The 25272-nt window shown below is 47.2% G+C and carries 26 protein-coding genes; 19 read left to right on the top strand and 7 right to left on the bottom strand.

Going from position 1 to position 25272, the window contains the following annotated elements; translation table 11 throughout:
• Nucleotides 1-58 precede the first annotated feature (58 nt).
• The 4 genes from NBH14_RS19095 (at nt 59) to NBH14_RS19080 (ending at nt 3102) form a co-directional block, all read left to right on the top strand.
• Nucleotides 59-802: a NigD1/NigD2 family lipoprotein gene (locus tag NBH14_RS19095; protein WP_009859847.1), complete on the top strand. Its 744-nt coding sequence runs from the start codon at nt 59-61 to the stop codon at nt 800-802.
• Between the two features lie 94 nt (nt 803-896).
• On the top strand, nt 897-1466 hold the full coding sequence (locus NBH14_RS19090; protein WP_436277980.1) for an RNA polymerase sigma factor: 570 nt from the start codon (nt 897-899) through the stop codon (nt 1464-1466).
• A gap of 1 nt (nt 1467) precedes the next feature.
• The gene (locus tag NBH14_RS19085; RefSeq protein ID WP_186960664.1) at nt 1468-2007 is read left to right on the top strand and encodes a hypothetical protein; all 540 of its coding nucleotides are present in this window, start codon (nt 1468-1470) and stop codon (nt 2005-2007) included.
• Nucleotides 2008-2019: 12 nt separating this feature from the next.
• A complete protein-coding gene (locus NBH14_RS19080) occupies nt 2020-3102 on the top strand; it encodes a hypothetical protein (RefSeq protein ID WP_186960663.1) in 1083 nt (360 codons plus the stop codon).
• A gap of 421 nt (nt 3103-3523) precedes the next feature.
• On the opposite strand, the gene NBH14_RS19075 is transcribed toward NBH14_RS19080, so the two are convergent.
• The 5 genes from NBH14_RS19075 to NBH14_RS19055 form a co-directional block, all read right to left on the bottom strand.
• Nucleotides 3524-3913: a hypothetical protein gene (locus NBH14_RS19075; protein ID WP_186960662.1), complete on the bottom strand. Its 390-nt coding sequence runs from the start codon at nt 3911-3913 to the stop codon at nt 3524-3526.
• A complete protein-coding gene (locus NBH14_RS19070) occupies nt 3910-4473 on the bottom strand; it encodes an RNA polymerase sigma factor (protein WP_186960661.1) in 564 nt (187 codons plus the stop codon). The genes NBH14_RS19075 and NBH14_RS19070 overlap by 4 nt, the downstream gene beginning before the upstream one ends.
• 9 nt (nt 4474-4482) lie before the next feature.
• The gene (locus tag NBH14_RS19065; RefSeq protein ID WP_186960660.1) at nt 4483-4848 is read right to left on the bottom strand and encodes a DUF6249 domain-containing protein; all 366 of its coding nucleotides are present in this window, start codon (nt 4846-4848) and stop codon (nt 4483-4485) included.
• A gap of 169 nt (nt 4849-5017) precedes the next feature.
• Nucleotides 5018-5872, bottom strand: a complete 855-nt coding sequence (locus NBH14_RS19060) for a 3-keto-disaccharide hydrolase (RefSeq protein ID WP_186960659.1) — start codon at nt 5870-5872, stop codon at nt 5018-5020.
• Between the two features lie 20 nt (nt 5873-5892).
• Entirely contained in the window at nt 5893-7365 is a 1473-nt protein-coding gene (locus tag NBH14_RS19055; protein WP_186960658.1) for a glycoside 3-dehydrogenase, read from the bottom strand.
• 286 nt (nt 7366-7651) lie between these two features.
• Between NBH14_RS19055 and NBH14_RS19050 the strand changes: the two genes are divergently transcribed.
• From NBH14_RS19050 to NBH14_RS19030, 5 genes are all read left to right on the top strand, one after another.
• The gene (locus tag NBH14_RS19050) at nt 7652-7879 is read left to right on the top strand and encodes a DUF4492 domain-containing protein (protein ID WP_009859856.1); all 228 of its coding nucleotides are present in this window, start codon (nt 7652-7654) and stop codon (nt 7877-7879) included.
• 11 nt (nt 7880-7890) lie between these two features.
• Nucleotides 7891-9456, top strand: a complete 1566-nt coding sequence (locus NBH14_RS19045) for a cytochrome ubiquinol oxidase subunit I (protein ID WP_186960657.1) — start codon at nt 7891-7893, stop codon at nt 9454-9456.
• Between the two features lie 11 nt (nt 9457-9467).
• A complete protein-coding gene (locus tag NBH14_RS19040; protein WP_186960656.1) occupies nt 9468-10622 on the top strand; it encodes a cytochrome d ubiquinol oxidase subunit II in 1155 nt (384 codons plus the stop codon).
• A 320-nt stretch (nt 10623-10942) separates the two neighbouring features.
• Nucleotides 10943-11857 (top strand): ribonuclease Z, encoded by a 915-nt coding sequence (locus tag NBH14_RS19035; RefSeq protein ID WP_186960655.1) that lies wholly within the window; start codon nt 10943-10945, stop codon nt 11855-11857.
• An 86-nt stretch (nt 11858-11943) separates the two neighbouring features.
• The gene (locus NBH14_RS19030; RefSeq protein ID WP_128132866.1) at nt 11944-12264 is read left to right on the top strand and encodes a T9SS type A sorting domain-containing protein; all 321 of its coding nucleotides are present in this window, start codon (nt 11944-11946) and stop codon (nt 12262-12264) included.
• Between the two features lie 277 nt (nt 12265-12541).
• Here NBH14_RS19030 and NBH14_RS19025 read toward each other — a convergent pair whose 3' ends face one another.
• Nucleotides 12542-13999, bottom strand: a complete 1458-nt coding sequence (locus NBH14_RS19025; RefSeq protein ID WP_186960654.1) for an OmpP1/FadL family transporter — start codon at nt 13997-13999, stop codon at nt 12542-12544.
• A 237-nt stretch (nt 14000-14236) separates the two neighbouring features.
• Between NBH14_RS19025 and queC the strand changes: the two genes are divergently transcribed.
• The 10 genes from queC (at nt 14237) to NBH14_RS18975 (ending at nt 23794) form a co-directional block, all read left to right on the top strand.
• On the top strand, nt 14237-14908 hold the full coding sequence (gene queC, locus NBH14_RS19020) for a 7-cyano-7-deazaguanine synthase QueC (RefSeq protein ID WP_186960653.1): 672 nt from the start codon (nt 14237-14239) through the stop codon (nt 14906-14908).
• An 8-nt stretch (nt 14909-14916) separates the two neighbouring features.
• The gene (gene queF / locus NBH14_RS19015) at nt 14917-15381 is read left to right on the top strand and encodes a preQ(1) synthase (protein WP_250817709.1); all 465 of its coding nucleotides are present in this window, start codon (nt 14917-14919) and stop codon (nt 15379-15381) included.
• A 91-nt stretch (nt 15382-15472) separates the two neighbouring features.
• A complete protein-coding gene (locus NBH14_RS19010; protein ID WP_186960652.1) occupies nt 15473-16258 on the top strand; it encodes a 3-keto-disaccharide hydrolase in 786 nt (261 codons plus the stop codon).
• Between the two features lie 28 nt (nt 16259-16286).
• On the top strand, nt 16287-16913 hold the full coding sequence (locus NBH14_RS19005; protein ID WP_186960651.1) for a hypothetical protein: 627 nt from the start codon (nt 16287-16289) through the stop codon (nt 16911-16913).
• Between the two features lie 310 nt (nt 16914-17223).
• Nucleotides 17224-18579 (top strand): TolC family protein, encoded by a 1356-nt coding sequence (locus tag NBH14_RS19000; protein WP_186960678.1) that lies wholly within the window; start codon nt 17224-17226, stop codon nt 18577-18579.
• A gap of 35 nt (nt 18580-18614) precedes the next feature.
• A complete protein-coding gene (locus tag NBH14_RS18995) occupies nt 18615-19826 on the top strand; it encodes an efflux RND transporter periplasmic adaptor subunit (protein WP_186960650.1) in 1212 nt (403 codons plus the stop codon).
• 50 nt (nt 19827-19876) lie between these two features.
• Nucleotides 19877-20617 (top strand): ABC transporter ATP-binding protein, encoded by a 741-nt coding sequence (locus NBH14_RS18990; RefSeq protein ID WP_186960649.1) that lies wholly within the window; start codon nt 19877-19879, stop codon nt 20615-20617.
• A 2-nt stretch (nt 20618-20619) separates the two neighbouring features.
• Nucleotides 20620-21840, top strand: a complete 1221-nt coding sequence (locus tag NBH14_RS18985) for an ABC transporter permease (protein ID WP_128132900.1) — start codon at nt 20620-20622, stop codon at nt 21838-21840.
• Nucleotides 21841-21919: 79 nt separating this feature from the next.
• Entirely contained in the window at nt 21920-23017 is a 1098-nt protein-coding gene (locus NBH14_RS18980) for a sensor histidine kinase (protein WP_186960648.1), read from the top strand.
• Between the two features lie 9 nt (nt 23018-23026).
• Complete coding sequence (locus NBH14_RS18975) at nt 23027-23794, top strand: LytR/AlgR family response regulator transcription factor (protein WP_186960647.1); 768 nt, start codon at nt 23027-23029, stop codon at nt 23792-23794.
• Here NBH14_RS18975 and dacB read toward each other — a convergent pair.
• Nucleotides 23791-25266: a D-alanyl-D-alanine carboxypeptidase/D-alanyl-D-alanine endopeptidase gene (gene dacB / locus NBH14_RS18970; RefSeq protein WP_186960646.1), complete on the bottom strand. Its 1476-nt coding sequence runs from the start codon at nt 25264-25266 to the stop codon at nt 23791-23793. The two genes, NBH14_RS18975 and dacB, sit on opposite strands and share 4 nt — an antisense overlap.
• Nucleotides 25267-25272: the final 6 nt, after the last annotated feature.

Raw genomic sequence — 25272 nt, 5'->3', positions numbered from 1 at the left:
GCATTTTCCGTTATTCCTCCATCTAACCTTTTATAATGGGAAAATAAACAATTGTGATATGAATGTGATGAGGACGTTGAAAACTTTTATACTGGTTCTAGGAACCATTCTGGCGACCTTTACCATGTATTCTTGTTTAGATGATGACAGTAATTCTTCTAATAAATACAGTTTTGGAATAGCTACAATCAAACCATTAGGGAATGACGCCTATTACCTGCAATGGGATGATTCAACGACTTTCTGGCCGGCATCCGGCGTTACTCCTTATTTCGGGGTAGATAAAGAAAGACGTGCTTTTATAAACTTTACATTATTGGGAGATTCGACCAGCCACATGGCAGAAGGATATGATTATGCAGTCCGTGTAAACAGAATCGACAGTGTATTGACTAAATCGATCGTTGGCGATCTGGGCGAGAAAAATGATGAATATTACGGCAATGATCCGTTATGGATGAAGTCCGTATGGATTGAGGATGGTTATATTAATTTCCAGTTCGAATCTTATTTCGACGGATCGACCAAACATTTTCTCAATCTGGTGAAGATGAACAATACGGATACATATGAACTGGAGTTCCGTCATAACGCATACAACAACTTGTCGGGCGGACAAGGATGGGGCCTGGCCTCATTCAGACTGAATAGTCTGCCGCCTACAAACGGTGATACAGTGACGATGAAGGTGAAGTATAAATCGTATGAAGGTGATGATACGATTGAACTTAAATACAAATCAGGTACCCCTGCCGGTAAAGCGCCGATGTTGGGAGCCGAGAATTTTCAAGTGACAAATTAAACCTTCCCACATAACTTTTATTTTTATCATTTAGTTCAGGGAGAGAGGCATCGTGATGATGCCTTTCTTTTTTTTGTCTAATTTTGTGACAGAGATGCAACGGTCGGACGTTTTCTCTCGTTTATATAAACAAATGAACGAAACAACAGTACAACTGATAAAGGGTTGCCGGGAAGGAAAACGAAGTGCGCAACTGGGCTTGTACAAACAATTCGCACAACGATTGTACATAGCTTGCCTGCGCATTGTCGGCAACAGCGGTGAAGCGGAAGAAGCCATGCAGGATTCGTTCCTGAAAATCTTCACGCACATCGACCAATATAAAGAAGGACAATGTTTCGAAGCCTGGATACATCGGATAGCAGTCCATACAGCCATCGATTATGTGCGCCGGCAAACACCGGAATGGGAGGAACTATCCGACAACTATGCCGATCCGGAGCCGGACGGACCGAACGAAGAGGAAATAGCCTACTCGGTAAAGCAGGTGAAAGAGGCAACCGGTAAATTACCCGCCGGTTACCGCATAATCCTCTCGCTCTACCTCTTCGAGGGATATGATATGGAAGAGATTGCCTCTATCCTGAACATTCAGCCGCCAAGCGTACGCAGCCAATATCTGCGGGCAAAGCGCAAATTGTTAGACATTATAGCAGCAAATTGACATGGACAAATTAAAGAATTTCATAGACACCAATAAAGAAGCATTTGAAGATGACCTTCTGCCGGAAGGTCACTTCGAACGCTTCGAAAAGAAACTGCCGCCTGCCCGCAGGAAACATTTCAAACTATATAGTTTGTCTGCTTTCGCTGCCGCAGCCGCCATTGCACTGATACTCCTGCTCCGCATGCCGGGTGGGACGCCTGCTCCTGTAAATCAAAAAGCAGCCATACAGCAGCAGTGCAGCCAGCAAAAGGAATTTGGCGAACTTCAGATGTATTACAAGATGCAGATCAACGACATCATGGCACAAATGGAATCGTTGTATAAAAAGGAGAAGGCTCCGGGAGCCGCCGGCCTGTTACAGGAAAGCAAAAGGATTCTGAAAGACAATTATATGTTTGAAGAAACAATCCTCCCGACACTGCCTTGCTCGAACGACGGCCTGTTCGCTATGAACCAGCATTACAGTGCGAGTGTCGAAAGCCTGAACATCATGCTGAAGCAGATGGAAATAGTTACAAACGATAATGATGACAAATAAAAAATATATATCATGAATACAAAACAATTAAAAAGCCGTTCCTTATTACTTTTGGCAGTGTTACTCATCGCTAGTACCGCTATCAGTTGGGGCGCAAAACCGGAAAGTATTAAGAAGAAAGAGATCAGTAAATCTTTTGACGTCAGCCTGAGTGACCTATTGATGACGGACAATCGTTACGGCAATACGACCATCACGCACTGGAACAAGAATGAAGTGGCAATCCGTGTTGAGATAGAGGCAAAAGCCGAAAGTGCGGATGCTGCACAGGCTTGCATCGACCGTGTGAACATCGAACTAAAGAAAAGCGGGAATACGGTTTCCGCCATCACTTCGCTGAAACAGCAAAACTGGGGTAATAACAATTCCAATATCCGGTTTACGATCAATTATTTTATCAGCATGCCTTCGAAGCTGTCAATCAACCTGTCGCAGAAATACGGAAACATCAATCTGCCGGACAAGAATGAAGGCAAAAGCACGATACAGGTGAAGTACGGCAACCTGAATGCCGGCAGTTTCACCCAGCCCCTCAACCTGGAAGCTAAATACGGGAATGTGGATATTAATAATGTGACGAAAGCGAATCTGGACCTGGGATACTGCGGAAACGTCTCTGTCGGCGATGCAGAACAAATGAATGCCGACAATAAGTATTCGAATATGAATATTAAGAAATGCGGCCAGATCAATCTGGAAAACAAGTATGGTAATATAAAAATCGAAAGTCTTGACAAAGGCTATATGGAGATCAAATACAGCGAAGCGATGATCGGCTCGGTAAAAGAAGAATTGAACATAGATGAACTGGCTTACAGCACATTGACAATAAAAGAATTGTCTGCCAACTTCAAACAGGTGAATGTAGATGCACGCTATGGTAATCTGAATATCAGCGTTCCGGCAAAAGCATCTTTCAAAATCGCAGCCGAAAACATGAAATACGGCAGCCGTAATGTCAGTGGTTTTAACATCACAAACTCTTCGACAGAGGATAAAGTGAACCATTACTATGAAATCAACGGCGGAAACAAGGGACGCATCAATTTCGACGGAAATAATTACAGCAATATTAATGTGAAGGCGTTAAAATAACCTACTTTTCCCTTGATGGAAAAGTAGGCAAAAGATCAAGGCTTAACCGGCTTCACTGCTTCGGTGAAAGACTCCGCTGAAAAATCCGAAACTCGCTTCGCTCAGACAACGGATTTTTTTAACCGCTTCGTCTTCCCCCTACGCGGACGTTCACCCGCTTAGGCCTTTCCAAGGAAGCTGTGCTTCCTCTTAGGATGGCCGACACCGATACTTATAAAATAAAAACTTTCGGATTTAACAGGTAGTATCGGCAATCCCAGGAGAACGCAAAGCGTTCTATGAAAGGCCTCATTTGGTGAGCGTAAAGCGAAGTATCCGTAGAGAGCGCCCGGAGGCTGTGCTGTTTGAGCGAAGCGAGTTCACAGACGACAGCGAACGGAGGATACTGAGTAGCGAGGCAGATGCAGCCTTGAACTTTTGGTTACTTTTCTTTCAAGAGAAAAGTAACAGCCAATACTTTATCCAATGCCGAATAAAATATCAGCGAACCGGCGATAGCCGCAATTGTCATGATAAACGGCAGTTTATCCTTTATTCCTTCCAACATATGATCAACGCTTCCTGCGGGCTGTTGGCCTAAAAGCATCAATACGCCGGCAAACACGACGAGATATGCAATAATGACGCCAACAATCATAAAAGGGGGCATTCCGGAACTCATCCTGGCCTTTTTCACTTCCGGTACTTTCAACGGTTCTTCCTGCATGATAAGATCCATGATCCGCAGGCTTAAATCCGGAGATGGCTTAACCATTCCTTCTTTCAGAAGTTTGCCGGTCAAGCGGTTTATATCTTTATCTGATATACTCATAACACATTAGCTGTTTCATTCTTCATCATTAACTGTAATGTTTCGTAGAAATGCTTACGTCCCCGAAACAATTTTACTTTAATATTGGAAGGCGTCAGATCCGTGATCTGACCGATGTCCGCAATGGAACACTCTTCCAGGTAAAAGAGATTAAGTACCAGGCTCTCGTCGGCCGGTAACTTTTTCAATACACGTGCAATTATCTCTTTCCGGTCTTCCCGCTCCAGGATAGCCGTTGCGCTATCTACTTCACTGGTTGTAAGATCGGTTGCAATAGCATCATCATAACTGTCGAATACGGATTGCTTCCGCTGGGCGGTAATGGCCGTATTATAAACGATTTTATAGAACCAGGTAGAAAATTTACTGCCAAACTGGAAAGACGGAAGTGCACGATACATCTTGACAAAAGCATCCTGCACGACTTCTTCTGCCTCCTCGCGATTCTCCAGTATGCGGAAGGCAATCGTAAATGCCATCTGCTGGTACTTCGCGACGAGGCAGGAGAAACTTTTGGTGTCCCCTGCCAGAATGCTTTTTATCCATTTTTGTTCGTCCATCAATCCGGTTTATTGTTCTTTCTCTTTTTCCAACATCTTGAGAACAATAAAGAAATAGGCCAGATAAGCTATACCGCCACCTAAAACAGTAAAGATAACAACAGAAAAACCAGCCCAGTCATGCGGCATCGTATCATCCAGATATATACCACCAATAGCTCCCAAAGCCAACCCGATCATCAACAAACCGTTGCGCAGGGCATTGAATTTATTCGCCTTCCTTTCCGGCTCTTCCAATACAATACCTTTCTCGATCATAGCCATACGCTCTTCATGTTTTGTCCGGGTAGTTCTTACTACAAGTACCATAAGCAACACTACGGGCAAGCCTACCGCACAAACAATTGCAACCAGGGGAATCAACCAATCTTCCATAATTTCAATATTTAATTTGTTTCTAATTTGTTTCGTTTACAGATAAGACTTACGTTCCGGAAAGAAGGTTACAGGAATGACAAACTATTTTCAAAAAAAATACCCGAAAACCGGATGCACCTCCGATTTCGGGTATTTATCAATAAGTTATCCGTAAACTACGAAAAGATTAATCCAATATTTTAATCTTAATGTTACGATACCAAACGTCGTCACCATGATCCTGCAAACCGATGAAACCTTCTTTGTTAGGTCCGCCACAGTTCAACAGTAGTTCATAAGCCAACGGCCATTTGTCTTTGCTGAATTTACTCTTGTCCAGCATTTCTTTCCACTGCTGTGTCCACAAGTGATATTCAACAACCGATTCGTCATTCTGATAGTGAACAACCGTACCTTTGTAACACATGATCTTAGACTTGTTCCATTCGCCGAACGGTTTAGAGTTCTGCGGTTTAGCCGGGATCATATCATACAGGGAAGCAGACATACGATTACCATCTTTACCCAATTTGGCATCCGGATGGTTTGCATTATCCAAGATTTGAAATTCAGGGGCAGAAATATAAGAAGGTTGTCCTTCCACTTCCTGGATCATAATAAATACACCAGAATTAGCGCCTTTAGCTACTTTCCATTCCCATTCCAACTCAAAATTTTTGAACTTATGAGCAAATACCAGATCACCACCGTCCTTAGCACCAGCTTCACCGGCACCGGAGCCTTTGATATGAATTGCGCCGTCATTCACCTCCCAAGCATTAGGAACATCTGTACGGTCATATCCTCTCCAGCCATTCAGCGTTTTACCATCAAACATAGTAATCCAACCATCGGCATCTTTCGGGAACGTAGACAGGTCTACTGTCGGTAAATCCAATAATTTGTATTCAGGCACAGCTGCTTCTGTTTCTGCTTCAGTTGTTGCATCGGCAGCAGCTTCATCTGTTTTCTTTCCACCGCCACAAGATGTAAAATAGCACATCATCAGCGCGGCACTGATAAATAATACTGACTTCTTCATTTTTATGTAGTTTAAAACTGTTATCTAGGCATATCAGGCAATTTCCAACCATCGCGATAGTTGTGCTTGATCAGTTCTGCTGCAAACTGTTTTGCATTAACAGGATCTGTCCAGTCCTTTGCAAACGAAGGATGACCATCTTTGATAGTGAAACCGTCTTTGATACAAGTCTTTATCATTTCGTTATCACCGATGTTCGTAAATTGCATGTTAATGCCATCCCATTTCAATGTTCTGTTCAGACTCTGTAAGCGAACTGCTAATACCCCCATCACGATCATTTCATTGAACGGACCGGCTTCCGAGAAATTCGATTTTGTTTGTACACGGCTGGATGCATTTTCTTTACAAGCACGTACCCAATCCATTTCATGTCCTTTTACACGACGACATACTTTAGGAGCATTTGGAACACGACCTGACAACAAGAACGGCTGCTGTCCGTAACAACCGCAAATCAATGTATCTTTCGTTCCATGGAAAATAGTCAGACCGCCACCAGGTCCCATCAATTCTTTTCCTTCCGGGAAACCTTCCGGACGATTCGGCATCATACCGCCGTCATACCAATGAATTTCAACTTCCGGCATGGCCAGTTTCGGCATATTTTCACGAGCCGGGAAAATAAACTTCACATGCTGTGCATTAGGAGCGCAATCACGAAGCAACAAAGTAGAAGAAGCTTCAACACTTGTCGGATAACCTAATTTCAATGCCTTAAACGGAGTGTGCATGATATGGCAAGCCATATCGCCTAAAGCACCTGTACCATAAGCCCACCATCCGCGCCAGTTCCAAGGATGATAAATTTTGTTGAAAGGTTTCAATTCGGCTGGACCGGTAAATAAATCCCAATTCAATGTAGAAGGCACCTTATCTGCTTTATCCGGAGTATTCAAACCTTGCGGCCAAATAGGACGGTCTGTCGCACATTCAACTTTTGTGATATCACCGATTTCGCCATTCCAGATCCATTCGCAAACCAAATCCGTATCTTCAGAAGAAGAACCTTGGTTACCCATCTGAGTTGCAACATTTGTAGAAGCAGCCAATTTAGTCAACAAACGAGATTCGTACACAGAGTGTGTCAACGGTTTCTGACAATAAACATGTTTGCCCAATGTCATCGCATCTCCCGTAATCATAGCATGTGTATGGTCGGCTGTAGCGATAATAACGGCATCGATAGATTTACCCATCTCATCGTACATCTTGCGATAATCCCAATATTTTTTAGCATTCGGATGTTCGTCGAATACGCCTTTCGCATATTTCCAATCCACGTCGCAAAGAGCAACGATGTTTTCACTTCCTTTTACAGCATTAATATTGGCATGTCCCATACCGCCGATACCGACAGCAGCAATATTCAATTTATCTGTTGGAGCCACATACCCATGACTTTTTCCTAAAACGGAACCCGGAACAATGGTCAATGCAGCAGCAGCGGCTGCGCCTCTTTGAAGAAATGATCTTCTAGTGATGTTTGACATAGTAATAATTTTTATAGATTAGCACTTAATAATAATATTCTGATTCAATTGTCACATCTTAAAAACACAAACTGACGCAAATATAGCCAATGCGAAAATAACAACAAGCCGTCCTTCCCGCTTTCTTTTTCAAAATAGTTTTTTTTAACAGTGCTTATAGACAATGTCTATTTTTTCATAAATATTATCTATGGAGCTAGGTGTTTGAAAAGTCGTTCTTTCTTTTATATTTGTCTAGCACAAAACATATTCACCGGATTTCTGTTATATAAATGAAGAGCTGAACATGAAAAAGAAACCAATACTTGTTCGAATTTACCAATTTTACCTGGAAGGATTTCGTGAAATGAAGCTAGGTAAAACGCTATGGCTGATTATATTGGTCAAGCTCTTCATCATGTTTTTTATATTAAAACTGTTTTTCTTTCCTAATTACCTGGGACAGTTTGACAGCGATTCCGAGAAACAGGAACACGTATCGGGTGAATTGATCAATCGAGCAATTACTCCTTAATTAATATAATTATGATCGAAAGCATTGACACTTCTTTGATTGACTGGTCGAGGGCGCAGTTCGCTCTGACGGCCATGTATCACTGGCTTTTTGTACCCCTGACTTTAGGGCTTGGTGTGATCCAGGCAATACTGGAAACCATTTATTACAAAACAGGTGACGAATTCTGGAAAAAGACAGCCCAGTTCTGGATGAAGCTGTTTGGTATTAACTTCGCGATCGGTGTCGCCACCGGTCTGATTCTCGAATTTGAGTTCGGGACGAACTGGTCGAACTACAGCTGGTTCGTCGGTGATATTTTCGGAGCGCCGCTGGCCATCGAAGGTATCCTTGCTTTCTTTATGGAAGCGACATTTATCGCGGTTATGTTCTTCGGCTGGGACAAAGTAAGCAAACGTTTCCACCTGGCTTCTACCTGGCTAACCATTATCGGAGCCACCTTATCCGCCCTGTGGATTCTTATCGCCAATGCCTGGATGCAGCATCCGGCAGGTATGCAATTCAATCCGGACACGGTACGCAACGAAATGTTCGATTTCTGGGCAGTCGCTTTGTCGCCTGTCGCCATCAATAAATTCTTCCACACCGTATTATCCGGCTGGATCGTGGGTGCGTTGTTTGTAGTAGGTATCAGCAGCTGGTATCTGTTGAAGAAACGGGAAACGCGTTTTGCCCTGGAAAGTATCAAGATCAGCGCCATTTTCGGACTGGTTGCTTCTTTACTGATCCTTTGGACCGGTGACGGTTCCGCCTATCAGGTTGCTCAGAAACAGCCGATGAAGCTGGCTGCCATGGAAGGCCTTTACGAAGGAGGAAACGGTGTCGGACTGGTGGGCATCGGGATGCTGAATCCGGAGAAGACCAGTTATAAAGATAATGTAGAGCCATTCATCTTCAATATACAAATACCCAAAATGCTGTCTTTGCTGGCAGAACGCAAGATAGACGGATATGTTCCGGGTATCAATAATTTGATCGAAGGAGGATATGAGACTAAAGACGGCACGCCGGCTCTTTCCGCAGCCGAAAAGATTGCCAAAGGACAACAGGCCATCCAGGCACTTGCCAAATACCGCGAAGCCAAGAAAGAGAAAGACGAAGTGGCCGCCAAACAATACCGGGCGACACTCGACGAGAACTTCCCTTATTTCGGTTACGGTTATATCAAAGATCCGGGCGACCTGGTTCCTCATGTAGGAATGACGTTCTATTCATTCCGTATCATGGTGATTCTGGGAGGTTACTTCATCCTGCTCTTTATCATTGCGATCATCTGGAGTAAAAAAGACAAGTTCAAAGACACCCGCTGGCTTCAGAAAGTATGCCTGTGGTCGATTCCGCTGGGATATATTGCCGGACAGGCCGGATGGATCGTTGCCGAGGTGGGACGCCAACCCTGGGCTATACAGGATATTCTTCCGACGAGCGCATCTATCTCCAAACTGGCTACGTCGTCTGTACAGACCACTTTCTTCCTGTTCCTGATTCTGTTTACAATCTTACTGATTGCCGAAGTGGGAATTATGGTGAAGGCTATCAAGAAAGGACCGGCCGTATCTACTAACAATGAAAACTAAAAATATACACCATGGATAGTACATATATATTATTACAACATTACTGGTGGTTCCTCGTATCCCTGCTGGGAGCACTGTTAGTATTCCTGCTTTTTGTACAGGGAGGTCAGTCATTGCTCTTTTCGATCGGCAAGACGGAGCTGGAACAAAAGATGTTATTAAACTCAACCGGACGTAAATGGGAGTTTACCTTTACAACGCTGGTTACTTTCGGTGGTGCCTTCTTTGCCTCTTTCCCCTTATTCTACTCGACCAGTTTCGGCGGTGCTTATTGGGTGTGGATGCTCATTCTGCTTTGCTTCGTGATACAGGCCGTATCCTACGAATACCAAGCTAAAAAAGGGAACTTACTGGGCAAAAAGACTTACCAGATATTCCTGATCATCAACGGTGTGTTGGGCCCGATCCTGCTGGGAACTGCCGTAGGGACATTCTTCAACGGAGCTGAATTTTCAGTGAATAAAGGACAGATGACAGATATTGCCATGCCGGTTATCTCGACCTGGAATAACTCTCTGCATGGGCTGGAAGCTGCATTTGTATTCTGGAACGTTTGTCTCGGGCTGGCCGTATTCTTCCTGGCACGTGTGCAGGCATTGCTCTATTTCATCAACAATATTGACAATAAGGATATAGTGGGCCGCTGCCGGAAACGCTTGATACCGGAAACAGCTTTGTTCCTGGTGTTCTTCCTGCTGTTCCTCGTACGTTTGATGCTGGTAGACGGTTTTGCCGTGAACCCGGAAACGCAGGAGGTGTTTATGCAGCCTTATAAATATTTCATCAACCTGATTGAGATGCCGGCTGTACTGGCAGTGCTGCTAGTGGGCGTAGTGCTTGTTTTGTTCGGTATTGTTAAAACAATCCTGTCGCAAACGTGGCGGAAAGGAATCTGGTTTGCCGGAACAGGGACCGTCCTCACCGTACTGGCGTTATTGCTCTGTGCCGGTTGGAACAACACGGCTTATTATCCGTCGTTGACCGATCTGCAAAGTTCGCTGACTCTTCAGAATAGTTCATCAAGCCTGTTCACGCTGAAAGTGATGAGTTACGTATCCATTCTCGTACCGTTCGTGCTGGCTTATATATTCTATGCATGGAGGGCACTCGACCTTCATAAGATCGATGCGGAAGAAATGGAAGAAAAAGATGGACACACTTACTAAAGAACACGGCGTCCGTACGGGCGGTTCGCGAACCGCCCTTTGCAAGAAACATACCCCATAAAACAAAGGAAACGGCGAAGCTCACGCTTGGCCGTTTCTACATTTAACCGTTTTAAACAAAAAGAAAAAGTTAGTTAAGGCTTAGAATAAAATATCTTAAGTCTTTTTTACTTACTATAGATTGCTTCCTTTAGGACAGCAAACAAATATATGTAATCCGAAGCATCTTCGGAACAATCCGACCGCTTTTTTTGCTATTTTTCACAGAACACAGATGCTTTTGTATTATCTTTGCAAACAATTATCCAAGGGATTCCTTTATGGCAGATTTCAATTTAAACATTTTAGGATGCGGTTCGGCCTTACCTACAACACGGCATCTGGCAACCTCTCAGGTAGTAGATTTACGGGACAAATTATATATGATAGACTGTGGCGAAGGCACACAGGTGCAGATGCGCCATATGCGTATCAAATTCAGCCGGTTGAATCATATTTTCATATCCCACCTGCATGGTGACCATTGCTTTGGTCTGCCCGGTCTGATCTCCACACTCGGTATGTTGGGACGCACCGGCGAACTGGTGATACATGCACCCAAAGAAATTGAAAACTATATGCGTCCGGTATTGGATACATTCTGCAAAGGCATGCCTTACGAAGTCCGTTTCAATCCTGTAGATACACGTAGCCATTCACTGATTATGGAGGATCGCTCGCTTTCCGTCTACTCCATTCCCCTGAAACACCGTATCCCGACCTGCGGCTTTTTGTTTGCCGAGAAGCCAAAAGAAGCCCATATCATCCGCGAGATGACCGACTTCTATCAGGTCCCCGTCAGATGCATGAAGGATATCAAGCTGGGAGAGGATTATGTCACGCCGGAAGGAGAAGTGATTCCCAATTCACGACTGACGCGCCCGGCTGCTCCCCCCAAACGTTATGCGTATTGCTCGGATACGGCCTACAATCCTTCCGTCATCCCGATCATTGAAGGGGTAGACCTTCTTTATCATGAGGCGACCTTTGCCGAATGTGACAAGGCACGCGCCAAAGAAACATTCCATTCTACAGCACGGCAAGCGGCAGACATCGCCCTGAAAGCCGGTGTCAAACGCCTCGTTATCGGCCATTATTCTGCCCGTTACGAAGACTTGGCAGCATTGCATCGTGAAGCGGAAGAAGTATATCCCGGCACCATTCTCGGAGCCGAAGGGATGGTTTTGCCTATATAATATCGTGGTTTTCTTAAATAATAACTGCCAAATATCCAGCATATTCAAAATTATTCATACATTTGTACGAATTTAGGGTTTCGAATATGAGAATATTATTTTCCATAATTCTGTTGATCAGCGCTTACGTTGGTTCCCCGTTTATTGCAAGTGCGCAGCAAACGGTTCAGGCAACGCATGTCGTAAAGCAGGCAGAACCCGATTCTATCGAAATCAGCGCCTACGACAACAAGGTGGTTGTGAAGAACGCTCCCATCGGAAGCAAGCTGGAAATATACAGCGTGGTAGGCATCCGTGTCAAGGAAATCGAACTGAAACAACCGGATGGCGAATACACCGTTAACATCGCCAAAGGTTACTATATCGTCCGCATCGGCGAAACTGTCCGCAAAGTAGCCATCCGCTAAATACATCTCCGTTGCTTTTGGATATTTTTTTACTTATATCCATCACATCTCATTCTAATTTCCCCAATTTTTTTTACACAGTGGGGAAAAGTCCCCACCATAATGGGGGAAAATCCCCACTGCAATGGGCTTATTTCCCCACCCTGATGGAACTTTTATTTCATCTGCACAAGCTATAAGCTCTTCCCGAATGAAACAAACCTCCGTATTCCCGAAAAGAAAAGAGGACCTGTCACCAAGACAAGCCCTCTTCTTCTGATAATTATATATGTATAGGTTAAAAAGCGTAGGAAAGACCGATAGACGGCATCAGGGCATATACGTTATAATGTCCGCCGAACGTACGGGGTTTCTTTAAGAGGTCCAGGTCGGTATAAGAACCGTCGCGTCCGAAACCTGTTACATAAGAGAACGCAAAGTCAACAGATAAAGACTGTAACGGACGGAAACTCAAACCGGCAGTGATACCCAGTTTGTTCATACTCGGAGTTTCGGGATTCAGGTAATTATCTTCTACCGGAGTTTCGTCGAAATATGCACCTAAACGAAGGTCCAGACGGTTTGTTGCTGCAAACTGAGTACCCAAACGATAAATACGTGAGTTCTTATATTTCTTCGGAGCATCGATATCATAATCGCTCAATTCGGATGCCGGATAGAAGTTCACAACCAAAGAGTTGTAAGCCCCCCAGCCTACAAACTGAACTTCACCGGAAACAATCCAGCGGTCATTGGGTTTGTAAGTCAGGCCGACATTCCAGTTATCCGGCAGAGGCAGTTCAGCAGAGAAAGTAGCCTGGTCCAGTGGAGGAATATTTATTCCGCCCTCAGGAATACCGGGAATAGTGATACCACTTGCCTGAAGCTGACCCACCAAGCCATTTACCTGTTCCAACAATCCTTTAATTCCTAATTCATTGGCATAGCTCAAACGGACATCACCTTCTTTCACACGGGCTTTTACCTTTGAACGGTAAGATAAACCGACCGTGAATTTATCGTTAATATCATACATCGCACCCACATTGAACCCGAAACGGATACCTGCATCTCCTTTCAAAGAAGCAGAAGCTGCGGATACTTCGTCATATTTAGCCATTTCTGTTACCAACTGGTCAACAACCGGTTTCAATTCCGGCTTTGCTTCAAGTATCGGACCAAGTTGCCCCATCATGCTCTCAGCCAAACCTGTCATGGCACGCGGAGCAATCAAGGCACGATTCAGTTCAATATTACCGAATTCCATCATCAAGCCTGCACCGATACTCAGGTTATCCATAATCTTCCAGGAAACTGTTGGCTGAATATTGAATGCCTTCAAAGAGATATCCTGCACCAGGTGAGCACCTTTCCAGTCGCGTCCCCAGTTAATCGCACTACCATAAGGAGTGTTTACACTGATACCGGCTGCCAGGAAGTCATAAATCTTGAAACCGGCATATACATATAAAGGAGTACTTGCCTTATTATCCGTTTTTTGTACATAACCATCATCTCCCGTAAACTTACCATTGGCAAACACCCCGGTAATACCGGCCGACAAATCCACGTTCTTATCCATAAACACCAGACCAGCCGGATTAAAATGCATGCTTTCTGCACCCAACTTCATGGCTACACCTACGTGTCCCATACCTGCCTGCTTGGTACTCTGAGCGTTAACCTGGTAACCCTCTGCCGCTGCATACGACATCGGAAGCATGGAAAGACATGCTAAAGCGATAACTTTCTTCATAAAATATTCATTAATTAATACCTCTCTTATAACATCCTCTCAGATGCAAACGCCGGCAAAGATAAAGACTTTTCTTTAATATTGCACACTTTTAACAAGAATGTGCGGCACATTTCCGCATTTATTGTGCAATTCCTCCGCAGAATAAATAATTCAGAAAATCTCCTTATCTTTGCAACGCAAAGGAACGTTTCCCTTGCCGTGTGCTTGCTGAACCACGTATAAAACAAGAAAAATATGAAACATCAAGATGCCGCTCTGGTATGCTTCTCCGGTGGACAAGACTCCACCACCTGCCTGTTCTGGGCCAAGAAGCATTTTAAACGCGTAGAAGCCGTATGTTTTACTTACGGCCAGAAACATTCCCTCGAAATTGATATTGCACGCAAGATTGCTGCCGATGCCAACGTGCCGTTCCAATTGCTGGACGTATCGCTAATCAGTCAACTGGCGCCTAACTCGTTGACGGACATTTCTATCGAAATGGATGAAGACAAACCGGCCGACAGCTATCCGAACACCTTCGTACCGGGAAGGAACATGGTATTCCTGACATTCGCCGCCATCATGGCACGGAGCAAAGGGATTTTCCATCTCGTCACCGGCGTATCGGAGGCCGACTTCAGCGGATACCCCGATTGCCGCGACACCTTCGTCCGCTCACTCAATGTGACGCTGAACCTGGCGATGGATGAACAGTTCGTCATCCATACTCCTCTGATGGACCGCGATAAAAGCGAAGTATGGCAACTCTCCGACGAACTGGGCGTATTCGACCTGGTCCGTACACAGACACTGACCTGCTACAACGGCGTCCCAGCCGACGGTTGCGGCCATTGCCCGGCTTGCAAACTGCGTCGGGAAGGATTAGAGAAATACCTTAAAAGGAAGTTAACAGTTAACAAGTAACTGCAAAAATGGATACAAGAAAGAATGAAAACGAACTGCACCTCCTGGGCGGTTCTACCGAATATAAACAGGATTATGCTCCGGAGGTGCTGGAAGCATTTACCAACAAGCATAAAGGTAATGACTACTGGGTACGTTTCAACTGTCCCGAATTCACCAGCCTCTGCCCCATCACCGGACAGCCCGATTTTGCGACTATCCATATCGACTACATACCCGATGTGAAGATGGTGGAAAGCAAGAGCCTGAAATTATACCTCTTCAGCTTCCGCAGCCACGGAGCCTTCCATGAAGACTGTGTCAACATCATCATGAAAGACCTTATCAAGCTGATGGACCCGAAATATATCGAAGTGACGGGCATCTTTACCCCTCGCGGCGGCATCAGCATCTATCCGTACTGCAACTACGGCCGGCCGGGTACCAAATACGAGCAACTGGCCGAACAACGCCTCTTCAGCCATAACGCATAAAAGTATTTTCCGATAGCAGATGCTACAACGTGGCAAATAATTATGTAGATTTGCAATCACTTAATTGTAAACCTACATAATTATTTAGACCATGAGGAATAGAAATTTCACTATCAAGGCTACACTGGCTGCTATGGCCTGCACCGCCTGCGTAAATCTGAGCGCACAGCAAAAAGAGTATCCGCAACCGGAAAAGATGACTCCGGGCATGTCGGAGTACTGGACGCCTCAACCCAAGATTGTAACTCCGGGAGATATCAAAACAAATTCCGCTCCGTCGGATGCCATCGTCCTGTTTGACGGCAAAGACCTCTCCGCTTGGGAAAGCACCAACGGCCAACCGGCCCAATGGACCGTTCACGACGGCGTATTCACAGTCAATAAAAAGACCGGTGATATCCAGACCAAACAGAAATTCAACAACTACCAGCTACATATCGAATGGTGCGTTCCTGAGAATATCACCGGAACCAGCCAGGGACGGGGCAACAGCGGTATCTTCATGCAAGGGATGTACGAAGTACAGGTACTCGACTGCTATAACAACGAAACATACGTGAACGGCCAGACCGGCAGTATCTACAAACAGACACCGCCATTGGCAAACGCCATGCGTAAACCGGGCGAATGGAATGTATACGACATCATCTACACCGCCCCTGTTTTCAAAGAAGACGGAACCTATCGCGTTCCCCCCAGCATCACCGTTATCCAGAACGGCATCGTTTTGCAGAACAACACGACCATCCTCGGAACAACCGAATATATCGGCTTCCCGAAAGTCGTACCCCACGGAGCCGGCCCGATTATCCTGCAAAGCCACGGCGACCCGAGCGAACCGATCAGCTTCCGGAATATCTGGTTGAGAGAGTTATAAGAATCAATAAGTAAAGTGTTTATATACGATGAAAACAAATAACCTATTCGGTATATGGCTGCTGTTCCTTTGTGCGACCGTCCTTTCCGGCTGCAACAACTATTTATTAAACGGCAAAGACGGAGATGAGGAAGAAGACAACGAAGAAGTATGGTATAACAATATACCGGAGGGAAACTTCTTTTCAAGAGGAAACACTTTACGATTCTATTATATAGATGAAAAGGGAAACGACCTCATCAACCCGAGCGACCTGAAAACCTTCCCTGTCTCGTGGAACGAAGAGCTGGACAATCCGCTCGAACGCACCTACGACAACATCCGCGATGTCGAAAGCAACACCATCCGCTACAACGGCAATCACAACTGGATACTTTATGATTCGGAAGAACAGCTCCATTACTGTACGGTGAGCGCTTACGGAGATGAAAGACAAAGTACTTATACGTTCCCTATCTATGTAAACGGCGATACCGATAAAATGGAAATCACCTATAAATACACAGACAAGGGCGTTATCGGAGGAAAGTACTGGGGGAAAATCGTTTCCTGGAAATACAACGGCACACATATCTACTCGGATGACGATGAATATGACAAAAAGATATTCATCCGGAAGTCCGGTGGCAAAACAACCGTTTCTCTCGAGCGATAAGAAATCTGAGATTTCAGTCACACGATAGCACACAGATGACGCAGATTGAGCAGATAGCCGCAGATAATATATTTTTTTAATAATATAAATCTGTGGTCATCTGCTCAATCTGCGTCATCTGCGTACTATCTACAAACTTTATATACCATTGTTATTAACAACAGCCCTTTCCTGTTTATCGGTGAAATTCCCGTATTCGTCTATGAACCACTGCCCTATTTCTATTCTGATTGTATAGTTTTTTAATGTAAAGTAGTTTTGCTTCCGTAACAAGGTAAAAAGAATGTTTAGGTCGCAAAACGAAAGCATTATGAAACAAGTATCTCTAATAATCCTCTCTTGCCTGCTTCTCCTGCCCGCCGGGATGAAAGCAGAGGACGACATGCCGAAGCAATGGACGCTTCGCAATTGTATCGATTATGCACTGGAGCATAATATCACTATTCGTCGAAACCGCATCAACGTCGAAAGTACCCAGGAAGATGTAAAGACGGCAAAAGCGGATTTCCTCCCCTCCCTGAGCGGTAATATCAGCCAGCGTATCGTGAACCGTCCGAACAGTGCGAGCGGCACTATCATCAGCGGCGACAACATCACCACCAGCGAAAGCAAAACCTCGTACAACGGAAGCTACGGCATCGACGCAAGCTGGACCGTGTACAACGGTAGCAAACGGGTGAACACGCTCAAACAACAGCAACTGAACAGCCGCATGGCCGAACTCACCGTCGACGAGAGCGAAAACTCTATCGAGGAAAACATCACCCAACTCTACGTGCAGATACTTTATTCCGCCGAAGCCGTGAAGGTGAATGAATCGACACTGGAAGTAAGCCAGAAAGAGTTCGAACGCGGACAGGAACTGTTCAACGCCGGAAGCATCGCCTCCAGCGACCTCGCCCAACTGGAAGCACAGGTCAGCAACGACAACTACCAGCTGGTCACTTCGCAAACGACCCTGCAAAACTACAAGCTGCAACTCAAGCAACTCCTGGAACTCGACGGCGACTTCGAAATGGACCTTTTCCTGCCGCAACTCGACGACAGCAGCGTGCTGATTCCGCTCCCTACCAAGGATGACGTCTATCAGACCGCCCTCAACCTGCGCCCCGAGATCGAATCGGGAAAGCTGAATATAGAAGCCGCCGACATGAATATCAAGATTACCCGTGCCGGATACATTCCGAGCCTGAGCCTCAGTGCCGGCATCGGTACGACCAATGCCAACGGCAACGACTTCAGCTTCAGCGAACAGGTGAAACAGAACTGGAACAACTCGATAGGGCTGACCCTGAGCATCCCCATCTTCGACAAGCGGCAGACCAAAAGTGCTGTCAATAAAGCCAAACTGCAACGTCAGACCAGCGAACTGGACCTGATGGACAACCAGAAAACGCTTTACAAAACCATCGAAAGCCTCTGGCTCAGTGCCAACAGCGCACAGCAGCAATACGTAGCCGCCACCCAGAAACTGAAAAGCACACAGGCCAGCTACGCCCTTGTCAGCGAACAGTTCAACCTGGGCATGAAGAACACCGTGGAACTGCTCACGGAAAAGAACAACCTGCTGAGCGCACAACAGGAAACGCTCCAGGCCAAATACACAGCAATCCTGAATGCAGGTCTGCTGCGATTCTACCAGGGAGAAGAAATCGACCTGCTCTAAATTTCCAGTAAAGAAAAAATAAAACAGATAAAGATATGAACAAGAAACTTATTATCGGTATAGCAGGCGTGCTGGTCGTAGCCGGAGGAATCTGGTTCTTCACAGGTAAAACGTCGAAAGGCGGCATCCGGCTCGAGACAGCCAAAGTAGGCCGCAGCTCCATCTCAAACACAGTAACGGCAACCGGGACAGTCGAACCGGTGACCGAAGTCGAAGTCGGTACACAGGTATCCGGCATCATCGACAAGCTCTATGCCGACTACAACGACGTAGTGAAAGCCGGCCAGCTAATCGCAGAAATGGATAAGGTCAACCTGAAAGCCGAACTCGCTTCCGCCCAGGCCCAGCTGGCTAGCAGCAAGACCGAATACGAATACCAGCAAAAGAACTATGCCCGTAGCAAAGTCCTTTTCGACAAGAAGCTAATCAGCGACGCCGATTACGAAACGGCCACCTACAACTACGAAAAGGCCAAAGCTGCTTACGAACAGAACCAGGCCTCGATGGTGAAGGTAAACCGCAACCTGGAATACGCGACCATCACCAGCCCGATAGACGGTGTCGTTATCAACCGCGCCGTTGAAGAAGGACAGACCGTTGCCGCCGGCTTCGAAACCCCGACCCTGTTCACCATCGCCGCCGACCTGACGAAGATGCAGGTAATCGCCGATGTCGATGAAGCCGATATAGGCAACGTAGAAAACGGACAGCGCGTCAGCTTCACCGTCGACGCTTATCCGAACGACGTGTTCGAAGGCCAGGTAATGCAAATCCGCCTGGGAGACAGCGAAAGCAGCAGTAGTAGCACCTCATCCACTTCGACGGTCGTCACATACGAGGTGGTCATTTCGGCCGACAACCCCGACCTGAAGCTGAAACCGCGTCTGACAGCCAACGTCACCATCTATACGCTTGAACGCGAAAACGTGTTGACAGTGCCGACCAAATCATTGCGTTTCGTCCCTGAAGAAGAGTTATTGCTGGGCACCGGCTACACCGCCGAAAACAGTGCGCAGGAAGCTCCCGCCGGCAAACGCATCATCTGGGTAAAACAAGGACAACAGCTGACTCCGAAAGCCATCACCGTCGGTTCTACCAGCGGCAATATGATTGAAGTGACCGAAGGGCTGACCGAAGGCGAAGAAATAGCCGTAGACCTGACCTCCGACGCTCCCGCCCCGGTAGCCGAAACTGCCGAAAAGAGCCCGTTCATGCCGGGACCTCCGGGAGGGAATAAGAAGAAGTAAAAACAGGTGACAGTTGACAAGTGACAGTTGACAGTTAAATAAGCAGTACAATGAAAGAGATTATTAAACTAGATAATATCAAGCGTGACTTCCATGTCGGCGACGAAACCGTCCACGCCCTGCGGGGTGTCAGCTTCACGATACATGAAGGCGAATTCGTGACCATCATGGGAACCTCCGGCTCGGGAAAAAGTACGCTGCTGAACACGTTGGGATGCCTCGACACACCGACCAGCGGCGAATACTATCTCGACGGCGTCTCAGTCCGCACCATGGGGAAAAACGCCCGTGCCACGCTGCGCAACCGCAAAATCGGATTCGTATTTCAGAGTTACAACCTGCTGCCCAAAACGACAGCCGTTGAAAACGTGGAACTCCCCCTGATGTACAATCCCTCTTTCAGCGCCGCCGACCGCCACGAGAAAGCCGTAGAGGCACTGGTGGCCGTAGGGCTGGGCGACCGCCTGATGCACAAGAGTAACCAGATGTCCGGCGGACAGATGCAGCGCGTCGCCATCGCCCGTGCCCTGGTGAACGACCCGGCAGTCATCCTCGCCGACGAAGCGACGGGAAACCTGGACACACGCACCTCGTTCGAGATACTGGTACTTTTCCAGAAGCTCCATGCCGAAGGACGTACCATCATCTTCGTAACACACAATCCGGAGATTGCCCAATACAGCAGCCGTAACATCACCCTGCGCGACGGGCATGTCACTGCAGATACAGTGAACAACAACATACAAAATGCGGCAGAGGCATTAGCCAAATTGCCGAAAAATGACGATTGATTATGAACGGAACAAACCTCATAAAAATAGCCCTCCGTGCCCTTGCCAACAACAAGTTGCGCGGATTCCTGACGATGCTCGGCATCATCATCGGCGTAGCCTCCGTAATTACGATGCTGGCCATCGGGCAAGGTTCCAAACGGAGCATACAGGCCCAGATCAGCGAGATGGGTTCCAATATGATTATGATACATCCCGGCGCAGACGTCCGTGGCGGTGTCCGCCAGGATGCCTCCGCCATGGAGACGCTGAAGCTGGAAGACTACCAGAATATCGTCGACGAGACCCGCTACATCTCTGCCGTTTCACCGTCGGTCAACAGCAGCGGACAAGCCATCTACGGCGCCAACAACGCCCCGACCACCGTCTATGGTATCAGCCCGGACTATCTGGAAATCCGCCGTTACAAGGTGGGCGACGGTGACATGTTCACCGAACAGGACATCCAGACTGCCGCCAAAGTCTGCGTAGTCGGCAAGACGGTCGTCGACAACCTTTTCACGGGTGGCGAGAATCCCGTGGGAAAAGTCATTCGTTTTCAAAAACTGCCCTTCCGCATCGTTGGCGTGCTGGAGAGCAAAGGATACAACAGCATGGGAATGGACCAGGACGACCTAATCTTAGCTCCATACACAACTATTCAGAAAAAGGTCCTGGCCATCACCCATCTGCAAGGTATCACCTGTTCGGCCCTCAAAGAGGAATATACCGACCAGGCCATTGACGAGATAACTGAAATACTGCGCCGCAACCATAAGTTGAAGGAAAGTGACGATGATAATTTTACCATCCGTAGTCAACAGGAGTTGAGCACGATGTTGACAAGCACTACGGACATGATGACCGTGCTGTTGGCGGCTGTGGCCGGTATTTCGCTACTCGTTGGAGGCATCGGGATTATGAATATCATGTACGTCAGCGTCACGGAGCGTACCCGCGAAATCGGTCTGCGTATGAGCATCGGCGCCAAGGGCATCGACATCCTGGCACAGTTTCTGATTGAATCCATCCTGATCAGTGTGACCGGCGGATTAATCGGCGTGGTGCTCGGTGTAGGCGCGGCCCTGGTGGTGAACGCGGTGGCACACTTCCCGATTTACATACAACCGTGGAGCGTAGTGCTTTCGTTCGCCGTCTGTACCGTTACCGGTGTCTTCTTCGGATGGTATCCAGCCAAGAAAGCGGCCCAACTCGACCCGATCGAGGCGATTCGTTACGAATAAAAAAACGGATGAGCATCCGGCTGAAAATGGATGAGCATCCAGTTTTGCAGCAACCAATAATTAATTATCTTTGTAGCAGATGGAAACAGAAAAGACAACACAGACACACATCTCTCCCCCTTTCCGGGGAATGGGCGGCATTATCCATATTGCCGCCTGGGGAATCCTGTTCGGACTGCCTTTTTTCTTTACAGGCAGGGAGTCGCAAGAAATGACTGTCATGAATTATTTGCGTTCCGTCATTGTCCCACTTTCATTTATGATGGTTTTCTATGTGAATTATTTCCTGCTGATAAACCGTTTCCTGTTTTCCCGTCACGGATGGAAATTCTTTTTCAGCAACCTGCTTCTGATAGTCGGTGCAATGTTATTGGTACATCTGCTAATGCAATTGTTGCCTCCCCCCGAGATACACCGTCCCCATCGCCTGGAAAGGGAGTTGCAGGATATTATCGGCTTCTTCTTGGTCAACGCCATGCTTTATGCGTTGGTGGCCGGCCTGAGTGTCGCCATCAAGATGACCAGCGGCTGGTACCAGATAGAATCCATGCGGCGCGAACTGGAGAAGAGCCGTGCCGAAGCCGAATTGCAGAACCTGAAAAGCCAGTTGAACCCGCATTTCCTGTTCAATACGCTCAACAACATTTACAGCCTGATTGCTTTCAGCCCCGAACGGGCACAGGAAGCCGTCCACGACCTGAGCCGCCTGCTGCGTTACGTACTCTACGACAGCAGCCAGCCGCAGGTGTTACTGGAAAAAGAGCTGGATTTCATCCGCAATTATGTGGAACTGATGCGTATCCGCCTGCCGGAACATGTGGAACTGAAAACGGAAATAGCTGCCACCAAACCCGATGCGCTGATTGCTCCCCTGCTGTTTATCTCGCTTATCGAGAATGCCTTCAAACACGGAGTCAGCAACAGCAAGCCATCGTTCATCGACCTGGATATCCACCAGAAAGGCGACATGGTTGTCTGCTACCTGAAAAACAGCTATTTCCCGAAAGATGCGGAACAGGACAAGAGCGGCTCGGGAATCGGAATCAAGAACCTGCGGAAACGTCTGGAACTAATCTATCCGAACCGACATATCTTCTCATACGGTGTAGATGGTGACAACTACTACAGCATGTTGGAGCTGCAAATAAGCGGCGAAGAACCGAAAAGTGAAAAATGAAATTAGGCTATGATTCTGAAATGTGCAATCATCGACGACGAACCACTGGCTATCAGCCTGCTGGAAAGTTATGTAAACAAGACGCCTTTCCTGGAACTGGCGGGAAAATACAATAGTGCCGTCAACGCGCTTCCCGCCCTCAGCAAAGAGCCGGTCGACCTGCTTTTCCTCGATATCCAGATGCCGGAGCTCAACGGGATGGAGTTTTCCCGCATCCTGAAGACCGATACGCGCATCATCTTTACGACCGCTTTCAGCCAGTATGCGCTCGACAGCTATAAGGTCAACGCACTCGATTATCTGCTGAAACCGATTAGCTACGCCGACTTCCTGAAATCGGCCAATAAGGCGTTGCAATGGTACGAACTGCTGCGCGAGGGCTCAAGTAGGGGCGGTTCGCGAACCGCCCCTACGCAAACCGCTCCTCCCCAGGCAGTTTCCCCTTCCGTCGAAAGCATTTTCATCAAGACGGAATATAAACTGGTACAGGTCGAACTCCGTAAAATACTCTATATCGAAGGTCTGAAAGATTATGTCAAGATATTCGTTGAAGGCGAAGCCCATCCCATCCTTTCGCTGATGAGTATGAAAAGCCTGGAAGACATGCTGCCGGCGAACCGCTTCATCCGCGTGCACCGCTCCTTTATCGTCCAGCCGGAAAAGATCAAAGTAATCGAACGCAACCGGATTGTGTTCGGCAAAGAATACATCCCCATCTCCGACAACTACAAGCAGAAGTTCATGGAGTTTCTGGCACAGAGGGCGCTGCTGCCTTAGAAAAGTTGCAGTAGCAACTTTTCCAACCCTTTCGTCATCTCGCTCATACTACAGGCATAGTTATTGGAGAAAACGGCAACGGCATACCGCTTGCCGTCTTTTATTATATAGCCGGCATAACTTCGCACACCGGTGATTCCGCCACTTTTCAGACGAGCCTTCCCCTGCAAACCGGAACCTTTCAGGAAATTCCGCACCGAACCTTCGATACCGGCCTGCGGCAAGGATTCGATAAAGGCTTCGGCATAATCGGACTTCGTCGCCATATAAACCAGCAAATCGGCTATAAACTCCGCAGAAACCTTATCCGCAGGAGCCAGTCCGCTGCCATCGTGCATCCGCAAAGGGAAAACATCCAGCCCCTTCCTGTCCCAATGGGCGGCGACCACTCGGACACCCCGGCCGAAAGAAGAAATAACCTCGTTCTTCCGCGGAATATATTGCAGACCGACTGTCTTGACCAACGCATCGGCAAACAAATTATGGCTCACATGGTTCGTCACACCCGCAATCTCCTTCAACGTTGGGGAATAGGTGGTGACAATCGTTTTCCTCTCCACCGTCTTCCATCGCCCCGCTTCCGATTCAATCCGATAACAGGTCGGCTCCTTTCCCACGGCAATGCCTTCGCGTTCCAGGCATACGGTCAGATACTCCGCCAGGAACAATGCCGGATCAGGAATATCCCCCTTCAACACATAACGTTCGCGATTGGCAGGAACGACACCGTACAAATAGCGTTCGCCGGCAAGCGGAGCACCGATAATATAGGCACTGTCCGACGAGACAGGCGCCGCTTTCAGATAATTGGTGAAACGGACACCCGGCAGTTCCGGTTCAGTGCCGGTCACCACCGGACGGCTGCCCGCAGCCCCCGACTTCAGATACAACTTATACATATTATCGAACACGGAAACCCCGTAGCTGCCTGGCGCATAATAATTACCCATATCTTCCCGCAGCCATTTGATGGAAGCACCTTCCGTGTCAAAGATTCGCTCGTCCGACACCACCGCCCCGGCAATCTTCCGGATACCGGCCTTCTTCAAAGCGGCAATCCATTCCGGTACGAATTTGTTTTTCGCAGGCGTATACGCATTCCTGTCCGGAGCGAAATGAGCCGAACCCAGCGACGGGTCGCCACTGCCTTTGATATACAGATTGCCGTTCAGCACACCCTCTTTTATGGAACCGTCATACTCCAGCGAAGTCGGAAAACAGTAATCGTCCCCCAAAATCTCCAAAGCCGTAGCCGTAGCGACGGTTTTCAACACGGAAGCAGGCGAAACCTCCCGGTCCCCATCATAATTATAGACGGTTTTCCCATCCTGAAGGTCCTTCACCACGATGGAGAAAGTAGCCCCTTTCATATAAGGAGCATTCAGTAACTGTTTGACAGGCTGCGGAGTTTGTGCCTGTGGCTGTAAAAAACAGCCGAGCAGCAGGGCGGTACATAATATTTTCTTTATCATCTTATT

The sequence above is a fragment of the Parabacteroides caecihominis genome (assembly GCF_023656785.1).
Classification (GTDB): Bacteria; Bacteroidota; Bacteroidia; order Bacteroidales; family Tannerellaceae; genus Parabacteroides; species Parabacteroides segnis.
This window is presented reverse-complemented; position numbering and strand designations above follow the sequence as displayed.